A 15,007-nucleotide genomic window follows, 5' to 3' on the forward strand; every position below is an offset into this window, starting at 1 on the left:
CTCCTGTTTGGATTGGAACAAAAGGCGGCCTCCGCCTGCGGAAGCCGCCTTCTAAAGAAAGTTAAAAGAGGATTAGAGAAGAAGATATATAGGGTAAAGAAGAGAATTAAAGGGTGTCTTTGTTGATGACGGAAACGCCGGTGTCGATGAACTCTTCGCCGACATCCTCGCCCTTCAGTGCCTTAACAGCGCTCTGGATGCCTTCATAGCCCATCACGTCCGGGTTCTGCGCCATGGTGCAGAGGATGTAACCGTTCTTGATGAGGTTGAGGATTGTGTCAGACTTGTCGAAGCCAACGCCGATAACGGTCTGGCCAGCTTCCTGAATGGCATTTCCGGTGCCGACGGTGGAGCCTTCGTTCGCGCCGAAGATACCCACGCAGCCCTGCGTGATGTAGTTTGCAGCGATATCCTTGGACTTCGCCGCGTCGCCGTCGCCGTACTGGGTTTCGAGGAGTTCAAAATTCGTGCCTTCGAATGCTGCGCGGAAGCCTTCTTCACGCGCAACAGTGGAAGCGGTTGCTGCGTTTACATTGACAATGCCGATTTTGCCTTCGGTGATGCCATTGGCCTCAAGAGCCTTAATCATTTCTTCGCCTGCGATGGTGCCAGCGGCCTTGTTGTCGGTTGCGAGGGTCTGGACACCCGGGAAATCTGCCGCGGAGTCAACATAGACGATCTTCACGCCAGCGGCGTCTGCTTCTTCCAGAGCGGCGGTCACCGCGTCCGGTCCGTTTGCCGCCAGCAGGATGGCCTCAGCGCCGCCTGCAACGGCATAGTATTTAAAGATGCTGGATACATTCCCGATAGGTTATGCACGCTCCTTTCCGTTTCATGTTATTGTGCCCCAAGGGGAAACTTGAGGGCTTCATTTGTAACTATCTGCAAACATCGGATGGCGATGTTTTGTCAGCTCAAACCAATTCCTCCATGCCGACGGAGGCTACATAATCAGCCCAGATCTGGCCGTTTTCCTGGGAATTGAGTTCGGTTTTCACGCCTGCCGCGCCCGGGTCGTCGATGCCGCAGAGGTCGGCGCGCAGGGCGTTCTGCATCAGGAGCAGGTACAGGGTTTCGGAGTAATCCTTGACCAGCTGCTCCACTTCCGGCGTGGCGAACGACAGATCGCGCTCTTCGATCTCCTGGTTCAACCGGTCGGTCTTGATGAGGAACACCGGGTCATAGGGGTAAAGGACATACTGCTGATCGAACAGGGTGGAGAGGGTATCTTCATAGCCGGCCAGAAGGTTGACCGTGTCTTCTGCGCTCCAGTTCTGTGCGGATAGGTTCCAGTAATTGGGGATAAAGGAGGTCCCGGAGAAGTAGGCGCGCACCATCTCCTCGTTGTCGCCCAGCAGGTCCTGCATCAGGCGGGAGATGTTCACATCCTGCCGCTGGGGTTGCTCCATCAGGTAGTGGAGCAGTGCGTTTTCCTGCTTTTGGCTGGTGAAGCTCTCGATGGTCTCCAGAATCAGCGGAACCTTCACATTGAAATAGAAGTCCTCCTGACCGGCCGCCATGGACCCCTCCATATCGGAGGAAAGGGAGGCCATGACGGGGTCTTTCAAGGAGATAAACAGATATTTCATGTAGCGGGTATTGAGATCGTCCTGCACCTGGATGCCGTAGAGGTCCTTCAGCTCCTGGGGGAGCGCCTCTGCGGAGGCGTTTACATACCGGTCGCCCAGGCCGCGATACAGCCATTCGTTCGGTTGGTAATGCAGGTTGCGCGCATGGACCTTGCTGTCGAAGAAGGCATGGTATAGGGTGCGGGACATGGTCTGGCATGCATCCGGCGTGTACATCGAGAGGGAGATCGCCGCGCTTTGCCCGCCGACGCCGGAGAGGATGATGCTCTCGCCGTCCTCGTTGGTGCGGAGCAGGACCACCGGCTTGTCCAGATTGCTGCCAAATACGCCGGTATAATAATTGTAGAAGGAAATGACCATACTCAGGTCGCTGAGCTCGGCGCTTTCCCGGATGGCGCTGTCCAGGTAGAATACGGCGTTTTCCCCGCCGGAGGACAGGTTTAGCGGTTCAAAACTGCCGAAGCAATAGCTGGAATTGATCAGGTCGTAATAGTCGTACCAGGTGGGGCGTTCCAGCTGGAAGGATTTTTCCGAGCTGTTCGCCGGTGCAAAGGGGATGATGGCGTTCCAGTCGGAGCCCCCCGCAAGCTGGAAGGAAACGCTGCTGATGTACTTTTCCATATGCGTCAGGTTGTTGGAGTCAAACAGCGGCATCATCAGAACCTTTTTCCCTTGGAAGGCCAACAGATCCTCATAGAGGTCGCCATCCACCTGGAAATCCACGCCGGCGTTTTCCCCGAGCTTGACGTCGTATTGGAAAACGACGGATTCGCAGTCCTCCGACACAGGCCCGATCTCCCAGGCGCTTCCCAAATTGTTCAGGGCGATTTCTGTGCCGTCCGCATCGGTGCAAACCGGCTCCGACGCTTCCACCTCGCCGATATCCAGATAAAACATCCGGTCGGGGGAAAGCTTGTCCGGCGTCAGTTCTATGGAAACACTCACAATCTTGCTCTCGATATCCGTGGGTTCCACGGTGTAGGAAACGCCGAACTGTGCAAGGTCGGAGTCCATATGATAGGATGCATCCCCCTGCGTATGCCACAGGCCAAACGCGGACAGCGCCACCAAAACCAATGCAGCGCAGCCGCCGATCAAAAGATTCTTTTTCATAAAAGTTACACCTCCAAAAAGTTGCCGCGCAAAAAATCTATGCAGTTTGATAAAAAACACGTGATAGCGGTACACATTTGAAAGAATTGGTAAATTCCTCTTATCAATATTATACAAGCAACCTCCTTGGAAAAAGTAGGGGAACATTTTTTGAATACAGGGGGGTTCCTTTGGGAAAATGGATAATTTACTTGAAAGAAGTAGATAAAAATTAATAAAATATCCCATATCATCCACTTATAAACAGCAAATGGACAGGGGAACGCCCCCCTGTTGAGGAGGAACTATGAAACATCAAGGAAGATGGATTGCGCTTGGGGGCATTTTGGCAATCTTGGCGGCGGCAATCGTGGCCGTTTGCGTGGTAGATCCAAAGTATGATCTCCACTATACGGTATCGGCCCCGGAGGTAAAGGCCAATACGCTGGAGGTTGTGCTGGAAGTACATAATTCCCCCCTATCGCGAGGGAAAACCGTTTCCTTATATATAGGGGATAAGGATGTGACCGTACAATCGTGCATGGGGGCGGATGGAGTGAGCCTGCCGGCCCATCAGACGGAGGACTTCCTGACATTTGAGTTGGGGCGTGGGGCCGACGTTTCGCTGGTCTATCAGGTGCCGTTGGGTGCATCCGGGAAGCACGGCCAAAGGGGGATGGTGCAGGAGGAATACTGTGTGTTCGACGGCGGCCAAGCGCTGCTCCTGCCGATGGAATTCTATCAGGACGGGTTCCCGCAGGATGAGGCGGTGGTGCGCTCACTGCGTGTCTCGCTCAAGGCGCGGGAGGGCTGGACGGCCATCCTGCCCTTTGAAGAGCTTCAGGATGTGACCTGGGCGGACGCCTACAACCTCAACAACGACGCCTTTGCCATGGGGAACTTTGCGCAATACTTTCCCGCAGAGCAGACCGGCGGTGCGGCGGTCTATGGGATCGCGGGGGAAGAGGGGCAATTCCCGCAGGAGGTCGCCTCCGGCATCGCCACCCTGCGCGCCTACTATGCGGAGCGGTTCGGCACAGAGGAGCAGCCGTATCAGATCATCCTCTTGCCAACAGAGGAAGGGGACGTGATCGGCGGAGCGGGGGTGCACAGTGTATGCGCAACCTTTGACGCGGCGGACCGGCGGGACTGGGAATTGCTCAGCCATCGCATGTTCCACGCCTATTTCGACCATGCGGTCCCGACACAGACCTTCCATGCCGCGCCAAACCTCTGGTTTTACGAGGGATTGGCGACCTATTATGAGAACGCCTCCATGGGAGCGCTGCCGGAGGCACAGCGGGAAGTGCTGGATATCCGCCCTGAATGGCAGTTCAACTCCCTGTTTAACCGGTATTTGACGATCAAAATAAAGGACCCGGCCCTTTTCTCATTTGCGCCCATGGACGAGGCGGATCTTTCGGAATCCGCAGGACGGACGGAATTCCTGCATTATATCCAGGCGCCACTGGTGGTCAAGCTGGTGGAGGATCGCGCGGAAGAGCGATCTGGGGGGAAGGACGCGGTGCTGCGTGCGGTTTTGGAAAAGGGCGGGGAGGACTTCTCGCCTGCGGCGCTCTTGGCGGAACTGCTGGGGGAGGACGGCGGAGAGGTCTACAACCGCTGGTTCCAGTCGGAGGAATTGCTGCCCATGTGGGAAGATGCAGACCCCGCTTACCCAGAGGAGCGCGCCCTGGAGGATGGCGCCGATGTGGAAGTGATGCTGGCCAGTTGGATGACCAGCCAATTGGGGCAATACCCCTGCGACCTGCCCGATTGGGAGACGGCCTGCCAACTGGAGGACATCCCTGCGTTCCAGGAGGCTTCTTTTGCGGATGCGGAGACCGAACGCTTGGTGGAAGAGCATTGCCCGGTGGTTTGGAAGCTGTTGAAGCAGTATGCGCTGCGCGCGCAGGTATGCGGCGTGCCGTTTGAGGAACCCATGCTGCGGTATCAGCTCTTGGCCGACGAGGACAATCTTCAGAAGTGGGAGGATTGGCTCCATGCACAGGGGATTTCCGCCGCCGTTTCGGATGGGGGAGTATAACGGAATTTCGATTCCATTGAAAAATATCACCAAACAACCGGCTGTCACATGACGAACCATGTGGCAGCCGGTTGTTTTTTTGCGATGCATGGAACGCGTCGGGAGGCGCGCAGGCCATGGTGCAGTTGTTGGCCTGTTTTCCCCGTTCGTGTTTTGAGAGATTTGGTTATTAATTGTTTTATATAAATATTATGAACTAGTTGACAATTGTTTATGAAAATGATTTAATAGTTTCGGAAGACATTGGAAAAATAAGGAATTCCGGTAATGTTATTTATCGGATGAAAGGAGGGTAGGGGATCTTTTTTGGAATAGGAAAGAATTTCATGTGGAGAGGAGTGCAAGAATGAAAAAGAGAACTTTCGGACAAAAGCCATGGAGACGGACGCTGGCCATTTTGTGCAGCGCATGTATGATTACCTCCTGCCTGCCGTTTGCAACGGCCTCGGCCAAAACGGTGGACGGTTTGGCCGACCTATCCCGGCAGACGGCTGCGGAGGGCGCGGTCCTGCTGAAGAACGAGGACCAAACCCTGCCGGTGAAGCCATATGAAACGGTTTCGGTGTTCGGACGCATTCAAATCAACTATTTCAAGAGCGGCACCGGTTCCGGCGGCAAGGTAAACGTCGATCACGTGACAAACATCCTCGATGGCTTCCGCAAAAATCCGAAGATCCATGTCAACGAGGACCTGGCGAAAGTCTATGAAGACTGGGTCGCGGAGAACCCGCCGGTGGGCATCGGGGATTGGACCGAGCCCTGGAGCCAGGCGGAAATGCCCGTGACCGAAGAGCTGGTTGCAGACGCAGCTTCCAAATCCGATAAGGCGATCATCGTGCTCGGCCGCACTGCGGGCGAGAGCAAGGACGCCAGCAACACGGAGGGAAGCTTCCTCCTGACCGACGACGAACGCGACATGATCCAAAAGGTCACCAACCAATTTGACCATGTGGCCGTCCTGTTGAATGTCGGCAATATCATCGACATGAGCTGGGTGGAAGAGTACGGCGTCGAGTCCGTGATGTACGTTTGGCACGGCGGTATGGAAGGCGGCAAGGCGGTCGCAGACGTTGTCAGCGGTGATGTCCCGGCCTCCGGAAAGCTGAGCGATACCATCGCTACGTCGTATGAGGATTATCCTTCCGCCGGGAACTTCGGCAATAATGAGTACAACAACTATGTTGAGGACATCTATGTGGGATACCGCTACTTTGAGACGTTTGCGCCGGATAAGGTGCTGTATCCCTTCGGTTTTGGCCTCACCTATACCGACTTCACCGTGAAAACCACCTCCGTGGAAGAAGTGGACGGCAAGATTGAAATCACCGTAAACGTAACGAATACGGGCGATTATAAGGGCAAGCAGGTTGTCCAGGTCTACTACGGCGCGCCGCAGGGAGAGCTGGGTAAGGCGGCGAAGTCCCTGGCGGGCTTTGCAAAGACCGGTCTCCTGCAGCCAGGCGATTCCCAGGAGATGACCATCTCCTATGACATCGACCATATGGCTTCCTATGACGATGCAGGCAAGACAGGCCATAAGTCCGCCTATGTACTGGAAGCGGGCGATTATCCGGTCTATGTGGGCACATCCGTGCGCGACTGCGACGTGGTGTACACCCATACGGAGCCGGAGCTGCGCGTGGTTGAACAGCTCCAAGAAGTCATGGCGGTGGACCCGGACCATGCGTTTGAGCGCATGGCTGCAACGGAAGATGCAGAGGGCAACATCATCATGGAGATGGAGCCGGTGCCCACCCGCACAGTGGACGTCAACGAGCGCATCCAGGCGAACCTGCCGGAGACGATCGAACCGACGGGCGACCAGGGCTATACGCTTCTGGATGTCTATAACGGTGATATCAGCATGGAAGAATTTGTGGCGCAGCTCCCGCTGGAGGATGTCGCCTATCTGTGCCGCGGTGAGGGCATGAACAGCCCGAAGGTCACCCCGGGCACAGCTTCCGCGTTTGGCGGCTTGACGGACAGCCTCAAGGCGTTCGGTATCCCGATCGGCTGCTGTGCGGACGGACCGTCCGGTATCCGCATGGACGACGGCGAGCTGGCGACGGCGCTGCCCATCGGCACGCTGATGGCCTGCACGTGGAACACCGAGCTGGTGGAAAAGCTGCACACCCTGCACGGACAGGAACTGGTTCTCAACAATGTGGAATGCATGTTGGGGCCTGGCATCAACATCCATCGCGACCCGCTCTGCGGCCGCAACTTTGAATACTTCTCCGAAGACCCCGTGCTCACCGGCGTGATCGCTTCTGCGGCAACCCGCGGCGTGCAGAAGAGCGGCGCTGTGGTTACACCGAAGCACTTTGCGGCCAACAACCAGGAGCAGAACCGGAATAATAACGACTCCCGCGTTTCGGAGCGTGCCTTGCGTGAAATTTACCTCAAGGGCTTTGAAATTGTGGTGCGCGATGGAAACACCGGTACCATCATGACCTCCTACAACAAGATCAACGGCATTTGGGCCGCTTCCAACTATGACCTGTGCACCACGACCCTGCGCAACGAGTGGGGCTTTGACGGCATGGTCATGACCGACTGGTGGGCCAACGAAAACGAGGACGGCCTGCTCCGCCAGGAGGCCGCCATGGTCCGCGCACAGAACGACATTGCGATGCCTGTGGCGGACGAAGCGGATTCCATTGTCAATGCGGTCAACGCCGGTGTGCTGACCCTTGGCGAAGTGCAGCGCAGTGCGATCAATGTGCTGAACTGCCTGATCAAGTCCCCAGCGTTCGCACGCATGTATGATTTGGACTATGTAAGCCCCTATGAGCCGGGCGAGCATTGGTTCAGCGTCGAAAAGAGCGAGCCGGGCGACCCGATGATCAGCAGCCTGACGGTCGGCGGACGCGCCATCCGCATCTTCAATCCGCTGGTGCTGGACTATGAAGTCTACACCAAGCTGAGCGAAGGCGTGGAAATCCCTGAAGTGGCCGTGGAAGCGCCGGACGGCGTGAAGGTCCAGGTGGTTCAGGCAACCCAGGAGAACCCCATTGCGGTCATCTATGCCAACGAGGGCATGGAAGAGCGCATCTATAAAGTGATCTTTACCGATGAAGCGGGGCTCCCGCCGGTATTTGAGAACCCGACCTATGCGTATGCGGATGACATCCAGGTCAATGGCGAGTCCATCCTAGAGTTTGAATCCACCCTCACGGACTATTCCGTCCTGTTGGAGGATATGGCATCCATCCCGGAGATCACAGCCGACGTGCCGGAAGGCGTGACCTATACCGTTGATTATGATCCCGATACGCATGTCGCCGTCATCCGCTGCGAATCCCCGGATCAGGCGTTTGTCTATACGGTCCGCTTCTCGCAGGGGCCGCGGAGCGATGAATTCGATGGTACCGAGCTGCAAAGCTTCTGGACCGTCAACCGCCCGAATCCGGAAAACCTCAAGCTTGAGGACGGCGCCCTGTGCATCACCACAGAGGTGGGCGACCTGTACCAGACGAACGACAACCTGTGCAACTATGTGACGCAGCCGGCCGCCGGCAACTGGGACGCCTATACCAAGGTGACCTTTGACCAGAAACCGCATCGGATTTATCAAGAGATCGGCATGATCGTCATGCAGGACGAGGACAATTACATCACGTTCCGCATGGAATACAATGAGAGCAGCAGCGCCCAGCGTCCCGGCGCGAACTTCTTCCTCTCGCAGGAGAGCAACGGGACCCACAGCCAGCTGGTTGCCAGCAAGGATCTGGCCGACTTGGTGACGGACAACGTCATGTATCTGAAGCTCTCCAAGCGCGGGAACACCTATACCGGTGCGATCAGCGTGGACGGCGAGACCTATTATGATCTGGGGGCTTCGGCCTCTGGGAACTATTCCGATCCAAAGGTTGGCCTGTTGGCCTCCGATGGCTCTGTGGACGGCGACCATCTGACGGCAAAATTTGATTATCTCCGCTTCGACACCAGCATGGAGTCGGAGTATATCCCAGTCGGTTCGGGAACAACCCGGATCAAGGCCGCGGATCAGTATGCCAGCATTTCGGGGACCATGCGGCCCGAAAACACATCGGATGAGGATGGCGGCCGCAACCTGGGCTATTGCGACAAGGGCGAATATGCCATCTATAACATCGAGATCCAGAAATCCGGCTATTATGACATTGCGGCCCGAATTTCCAGTGGGCAGGATGCGCTTGGGCAGTATACGTTCGTGATGCAGATCAAGGGCGAGACGTTTGCATCCTTCACCACCGGCGGGACCGGCGGCTGGCAGAACTGGGTGACCAGAGAAGGCCCGCGCGTGTATCTCGAGGCGGGAAAATATAAGGTTAAGGTCTTGATGACGACCGGCGGCCTGAACCTGAACTGGTTCGAATTTACGGCTGTCGACACGCCAGCAGAACCGGGCGATCTGATTGTTACGTATCCCACCAGCGCACAGCTGGCCGTGGATGGCGAAGACATGACCATTGCAAACCTGATCGGCCGCTATGAGACAGCAATGGAAAAGGATGCTTCCTATACGCTGACCTTTACCCCGCGCGTAGAGGGCGAGGAATTTGCGGCAATCTCTGTAAACGGCGAACCGGTTGTGTTCGATGCAGACACCGATACCACGGCCTACATCTATGAGGGTACGATGGGCAGCGGTGACACAGCGCTGGATTTCTCCTTCACCGTGGTGAACAAGCAGATCCTACGCACGACCATCGAGATTGCAGAAGGCCGTGCGGACGAAGCAGCGGAAGCTGTACCGTCCGTGAAAGAGAAGTACGAAGCAGCCTTGCAGGCGGCGAAGGACGTCGAAGCAAAGAAGACCGCAACGCAGGACGAGATCAACACCGCATGGAGCAACTTGATCGACGCACTGCATTATCTGAGCTTTGCCGCAGGCGACAAGAGCCAGCTGGAAATCCCGATGGAGATCGCAGAGTCCATCAACCGCGACCTGTTCACGCCGGACAGCCTGGCAGCGCTGGACGAAGCGTATGCAGCGGCGGAAGACCTGCTGGACGATGAAGAAGTCCTGGAAGCGGACATCACCGCAGCGGTGGATGCGCTGTATGACGCCATCTATGGCTTGGTCTACCGCGCAGACGTCACCGAGCTGGAAGCGCTGGTCCTCAAGGGCGACGGCATTGTTGAAAACGCCGGCCAGTACATCCAGAATGACGCATGGACGAGCTTTGAGACCGTCCTGGCCGAAGCAAAGACCGTGCTGGAAGATGCAAACGCAACGCAGGATGCGGTGGATACCGCAGCAGAAGATTTGGCAGCGGCGATCTCCGCCCTGCGCCTGATCCCGGATAAGGATGCTCTGGAAGCATTGATCGGGGAAGCCGAGGCAATCAATACCAATAAGTACACGACGAAGAGCGTGGCAACGATGAAGGCCGCATTGAGCACCGCGAAGGCAGTCCTGAACGACGCAGAAGCGACCGAGGAAGAGGTTGCAGACGCAGTCGAGGCGTTGGAGAACAGCATCGACGGTCTGGTCGAGAAGAGCACCTCCACGAGTTCGAAGGGCAGCACGTCTGCCAACGTCGGCAACGCATACGGCGCAGCGGGCGTTGTATCTGCAAGCCAGAGCGTGGCAGCGAATGCGTATGTGGTTTCCGATACGACGGTCAACTTCACCTTGAAGAGAGGCAGCGCATACTGCTTCAAGATGACGGTCGTGAACGGCAACGCCATGACGCCGAGCTTTACGGTCGGCAACGGCGATGTGCTCAAGACGCAGTTTGTGGCGAAGATTGGCAACGATTCCTACTACAGAGTCTATGCCATCGGCACGCCGGGCCAGAGCACGGGCGTTTACACCACCCTGCCGGGCCAGAACGCAGTGAAGCACTGTGCCGTGACGATTGGCTAATCGGAAATAGTAAAATAAAAGGGAAAGATTTTTCCCTATAAACAACGAGGGCCCAGCCCGGGAGTTTTCCCGAGGCGGGGCCCTTTTCTATATTTCGTGCTTTCCTTTTTCATATCTAATGCAGAACGATGGCTTCCTGTCTTTAGGAATTTTTTCGCTTTCTTCTGTAGGGCTTCCCCTATAGAGCGGAACATGCCATAATTGCGGTTTGCTTCCGTGGTTGCCGCCGTAGGCGTGTCCAGACCGGAGGTCCGCGAAAGGCACTGTGTGCCCGCGAAGGACGCTGCGCGTCCGATCAAGCACTGTACGGTAACCATTGGCTAATCTAAAATAAAAGGGAAGGATTCTTCCCGATAACAGTAAGGCCCCAACCCCGGGGAGATTCCCAGGGTTGGGGCCTTTTATGTGTTGTCTTGAATTACTCGACGTTTACCGTGCAGTAGTTGACCGGCGCTTGACCGGGGATGGTCGCATAGATGCCCGTGCTGCCGGCGCCGACGCCCTTGACCGTCAACAGGTAGGAACCATTGCGCAGCTTCAGGCCGGCGGTGATCAAAACATTGCTGTTGCCGGTGGTGAACTGTGGGGTTCCAACGTTTCCATTCGGTGTAAACAGGAACGTATAAATGTTTCCCTGCCGGATGGTAAAGGGATGCGTGGTGTCACAGGTCAGGCTCCCGGTGGGGGTGGACCCCGACGACGAAGAACGATTGCCGGTGGCCTGGAAGCTGACGGAGGAACCGTCCACCGTCGTCGTAATCACCGCCGTTCCCGTGCCGACATTGTTGATCTGGAAGATGTACCCGTCGCTTACCTTCTTGCCGAAGGTGACCGAAACGGCGGACGGGTTGGAAGATGTGGCAGTCGGCTGCGTTGCACTGGTGGTGAACACTTTGTAGTAATATGCCGAATTGCTACCAAATGTATAAGGAGAGGTGGTGTCACACCGCAGCGGCGTACCGCTTGAAGTGGACCGCGTGCCCGTTGCCTGGAAGCTGACGGAAGCGCCATCGGCCGTTGTTGTGGTGATGACCGCCGTCCCCGTGCCGACATTGTTGATCTGGAAGATGTACCCGTCGCTCACCCTCTTACCAAACGTAACGGAAACAGCTGAAGGGTTGGAAGATGTGGCGGTCGGTTGTGTGGTACTGTTTGTAAACACTTTGTAGTAATAAGTCGAATTACTACCAAATGTATAGGGAGAAGTGGTGTCGCAAGTCAACGTAGAGGAAACGATGGACTTGTTGCCGGTCGCTTGGAAGCTGACCGAAGCACCGTCCGCAGTGGTCGTGGTGATCACCGCCGTGCCCGTACCAACGTTGTTGATCTGGAAGATATACCCGCCCGAGACCTTTTTTCCAAACGTCACGGATACAACCGCAGGGTTGGAAGAAGTCGCGGTTGGCTGCACGATACTGTCTGTAAACACTTTATAATAATATACAGAATTATTACTAAATGTATAAGACGATGTGTCACAGGTCAATGCCGGTGTTGCAGATTTATTGCCGGTGGCCTGGAAGCTGACCGAAGCGCCCTCCGCCGTGGTTGTGGTGATAGTCGCTGTGCCAGAACCGACGTTATTGATTTGGAAAATATACCCGTCGCTCACCTTCTTGCCAAATGTAACGGAAACAGCCGACGGGTTGGAAGAGGTCGCGGTCGGCTGCGTTGCACTGGATGTAACTACCTTATAATAGTATACATCGTTGGAACCAAACGCATAAGAAGATGTGTCGCACGAGATGGAAGGCGTGGTTGGGTTGGACGGGGCCACAGGCGTACCAGCCTGTGAATAGTCCTTAAAGGAGTAGTTCAAGTCCACATTCCCACTGATCCCCGCTAGGGTGCCGTATGCATACTGCCAAATGGTATAAGCTTTATCGAGGTTGGCCACATCCCTGCCCCAGCTTGCCACCCAGCGGTCATACTTATCAAGGCGCGGGCTGGATAGGTTGGAATTAAAGATGTTGACCGAACTATAGACGCCAGTGCGATAACCGGCCGCTTCTATTTTCCCGCAGAACGCCTCCACAATGTCCGCCATCAAATTGGTATCCATGGTGCGGTGGACAGTGTCCTCGATGTCGTAAAAGACGGGGTAATCCAGTTCACGCCCATCCAAAATGCTCAAACAGAAGTCAGCCTCCTGAAGGGCGTCTTCTACGGTTTCCGCATAGCTAAAGTGGTATACCCCCACTTTAATGCCATTTGCGGTGGCGCCGCTGTAATTCTGCGCAAAATAGGCGTCGGTCTGCACTTCCGGGGCGGTCTTCCCATATCCGGTGCGGATAATTGCGAAGTCGATCCCTTGGTTTTTGACCGTTCCCCAATCAATATTTCCTTGCCAGGAGGACACATCAATCCCCTTTAAGACAACGTGTACATAGCAGGTTGCGCTTTCTCCCGCGCTGTTCGTGGCGGTGACGGTCGTTGTACCAAGCTGGTGGCCTGTCACCAGACCATTGCTGACGGATGCAATGCTTGGATTGCTGACGGTCCATGTGGCGTTCATCGTGGGGGAACCATTTTCATAAGCGGTAATCACCGCGCTTTCCCCGACTTTTATCGCAATGGACGTGTTATCAATTTGAAAAGTTCCTGTAGACGTAGCCGCAACAGCGGAAACATCCTCCGCAAAAGCAGCAGCCCCACAGTAAAATGTGAGACAGAACGTCAAAAGCAAAGCGAGTATTTTTTTCAATTGGGCTCCTCCTTTAAAGCGGCTACGCCGCGAACACGCGCAGCCGGAACAACGCTCCGCACAGATGAAAGCTGTTTGCATGTTTTTTTAAATGGTTCGTTCAATCGCATATCCCCTTTCTTCTGGTTGGCCGGGCCGCATCCGGCACGGAACTTCATGCAAAATCCGGCGGATTTTTACATGGTTTTCGTGTTTGATTATATGGGAATTCCAGAATTATGTCAAGTACACAGAGGGGATATGCAAATATGGGAAAGAATAGAAAAACACAGAGGAAAAATGGCGTAGAACAGGGGATTCCTGGAAGGATCGGAAACGTTTGTACGACGAAGGCAGGGGGATAGAAGAGGCCGTTAGGGAGGAAGTAAAAGGGACAGAAAAAAAGGCGGCCCGTGCCGCCTAATTTTCGTCATATTTATGTATAATGTTTCATTTGTTGCAAAATGTATGCCCGGTATCCCAGAAATTCCCGGTCATATGGGCACACTTGCAGCACAAATTGGATGCGGCCGAGCAAACTGTGAAGATAGGGCCCTGGGGCGCATGACTCGCCCGTCCGCCCTTCGTGGAGCAGATGGGAGGATAGGCCGAAGCGTTGAATATAATAGAGTTCCTGCCGGATGCGCCTGCGGAATTTACGCCCGGCCTGCGGGCGGTCGTTTACGAGGATGCCGGTCACTTGTTGCCGGTTTCCCCGCCGGGCGATAACGGTTTTCGATTCATGAAGAAGGAATCCGTGCTCGCACAAAAGCCGCCGTATAAAACGGATCAGCGTATCCGGTGAAAAGTCGCCCGAAAAGGTCAGGTCGTCGCTGTACCGGGTGTAATGGATTTTACGGCCCTCGCAAAACGCAGCGATTCGGCAGTCCAAAGGGAAAAAGACTAGATTGGACAACAGCGGGCTGGTGGGGGCGCCCTGCGGCAAAACGCCGTCGAGGGTGCAGAGAGTAGCAAAGAAAAAACTCAGGGCCGCGTTGTAACTTTCGGTGGCTCCTTCCCTTGCAGAGGATGCCTTGGCGGATGATTGGATCTCTGGATTCCTGCACAAGGCACGGTCGATGGCCGCATAGACCGCTGGAAAAGGAATGCTCCCAAAGAAATTAGCGATGTCGAGCTTGACCACGAAGGGTTGCCCGACATGCGGGGCCGCATTGCGCAAAAGCGTGCAGCCCGGCTGATAAGCGGTCGCATGGGGAGAGACTTCCCCCACAGACAACAGCGAAAGGATACCGCGTTGCACCTTTTTAAGCCCAAGAGAGGGCGCCGCAACCGGGCGGTAACCGCCGCCGCGCTTGGCCAGCCAGAAAACTTGATATTCCCGCCGCTTTTTCCGGGCGGACCGCAGGGACAAAAGCCAATACAAGCTTTTTTGCACGGAACGGATGGAAGCATCTGGCTGGAGCCATTGGCAAAAGTCTTCGGGTGTCTGGATCATCCGCTTCCCTCCTGATTTTTAAAGGTGCGGCGGGGCAACACATCAAACACCTGAAGGGATGCGGGCACAGCCGTGTGGGAATACACGCAGTGTATCGATTACACGGCGAATCCCGCATGCCTCTTTCTGCCCAGATATCCTATTGGCCGGCGACTCCCCGGCCAGCCGTGCTGACAATGGCCACGGAAAGCGCTGTTGTCCCGCCTAACGAATACTGTATCATATTTCTTTACAAAATTCTATTCTAATTTTGTAACATATCACAAATTCTTTCGTACCAAAA

Annotated in this window: 6 protein-coding genes; 2 read left to right on the forward strand and 4 right to left on the reverse strand. The window is 55.4% G+C overall.

The annotated features are described in order from the left end of the window. Positions 1 to 106 precede the first annotated feature (106 nt). Together I2E77_RS05330 and I2E77_RS05335 are read right to left on the reverse strand one after the other, a co-directional pair. Positions 107 to 808 carry a substrate-binding domain-containing protein gene (locus I2E77_RS05330; RefSeq protein ID WP_195450769.1) on the reverse strand — a complete coding sequence of 234 codons (702 nt, stop codon included), beginning with the start codon at positions 806 to 808 and terminating at the stop codon, positions 107 to 109. A 106-nt stretch (positions 809 to 914) separates the two neighbouring features. Then, positions 915 to 2,702 carry a hypothetical protein gene (locus I2E77_RS05335; protein ID WP_195450754.1) on the reverse strand — a complete coding sequence of 596 codons (1,788 nt, stop codon included), beginning with the start codon at positions 2,700 to 2,702 and terminating at the stop codon, positions 915 to 917. Positions 2,703 to 2,988: 286 nt separating this feature from the next. On the opposite strand from I2E77_RS05335, the gene I2E77_RS05340 reads away from it, so the two are divergent. Both I2E77_RS05340 and I2E77_RS05345 read left to right on the forward strand, forming a co-directional pair. After that, a complete protein-coding gene (locus tag I2E77_RS05340; protein ID WP_195450755.1) occupies positions 2,989 to 4,728 on the forward strand; it encodes a hypothetical protein in 1,740 nt (579 codons plus the stop codon). 346 nt (positions 4,729 to 5,074) lie between these two features. After that, positions 5,075 to 10,585: a glycoside hydrolase family 3 C-terminal domain-containing protein gene (locus tag I2E77_RS05345; protein ID WP_195450756.1), complete on the forward strand. Its 5,511-nt coding sequence runs from the start codon at positions 5,075 to 5,077 to the stop codon at positions 10,583 to 10,585. 418 nt (positions 10,586 to 11,003) lie between these two features. Here I2E77_RS05345 and I2E77_RS05350 read toward each other — a convergent pair whose 3' ends face one another. Both I2E77_RS05350 and I2E77_RS05355 read right to left on the reverse strand, forming a co-directional pair. Next, positions 11,004 to 13,289: a GH25 family lysozyme gene (locus I2E77_RS05350; protein WP_195450757.1), complete on the reverse strand. Its 2,286-nt coding sequence runs from the start codon at positions 13,287 to 13,289 to the stop codon at positions 11,004 to 11,006. Between the two features lie 415 nt (positions 13,290 to 13,704). After that, positions 13,705 to 14,724 (reverse strand): reverse transcriptase family protein, encoded by a 1,020-nt coding sequence (locus I2E77_RS05355; RefSeq protein ID WP_191363112.1) that lies wholly within the window; start codon positions 14,722 to 14,724, stop codon positions 13,705 to 13,707. Between the last annotated feature and the right edge of the window lie 283 nt (positions 14,725 to 15,007).

The sequence above is a fragment of the Anaeromassilibacillus sp. 1001302B_160321_C8 genome (assembly GCF_015554745.1).
In the GTDB taxonomy this organism is placed as follows: domain Bacteria; phylum Bacillota; class Clostridia; order Oscillospirales; family Acutalibacteraceae; genus Anaeromassilibacillus; species Anaeromassilibacillus stercoravium.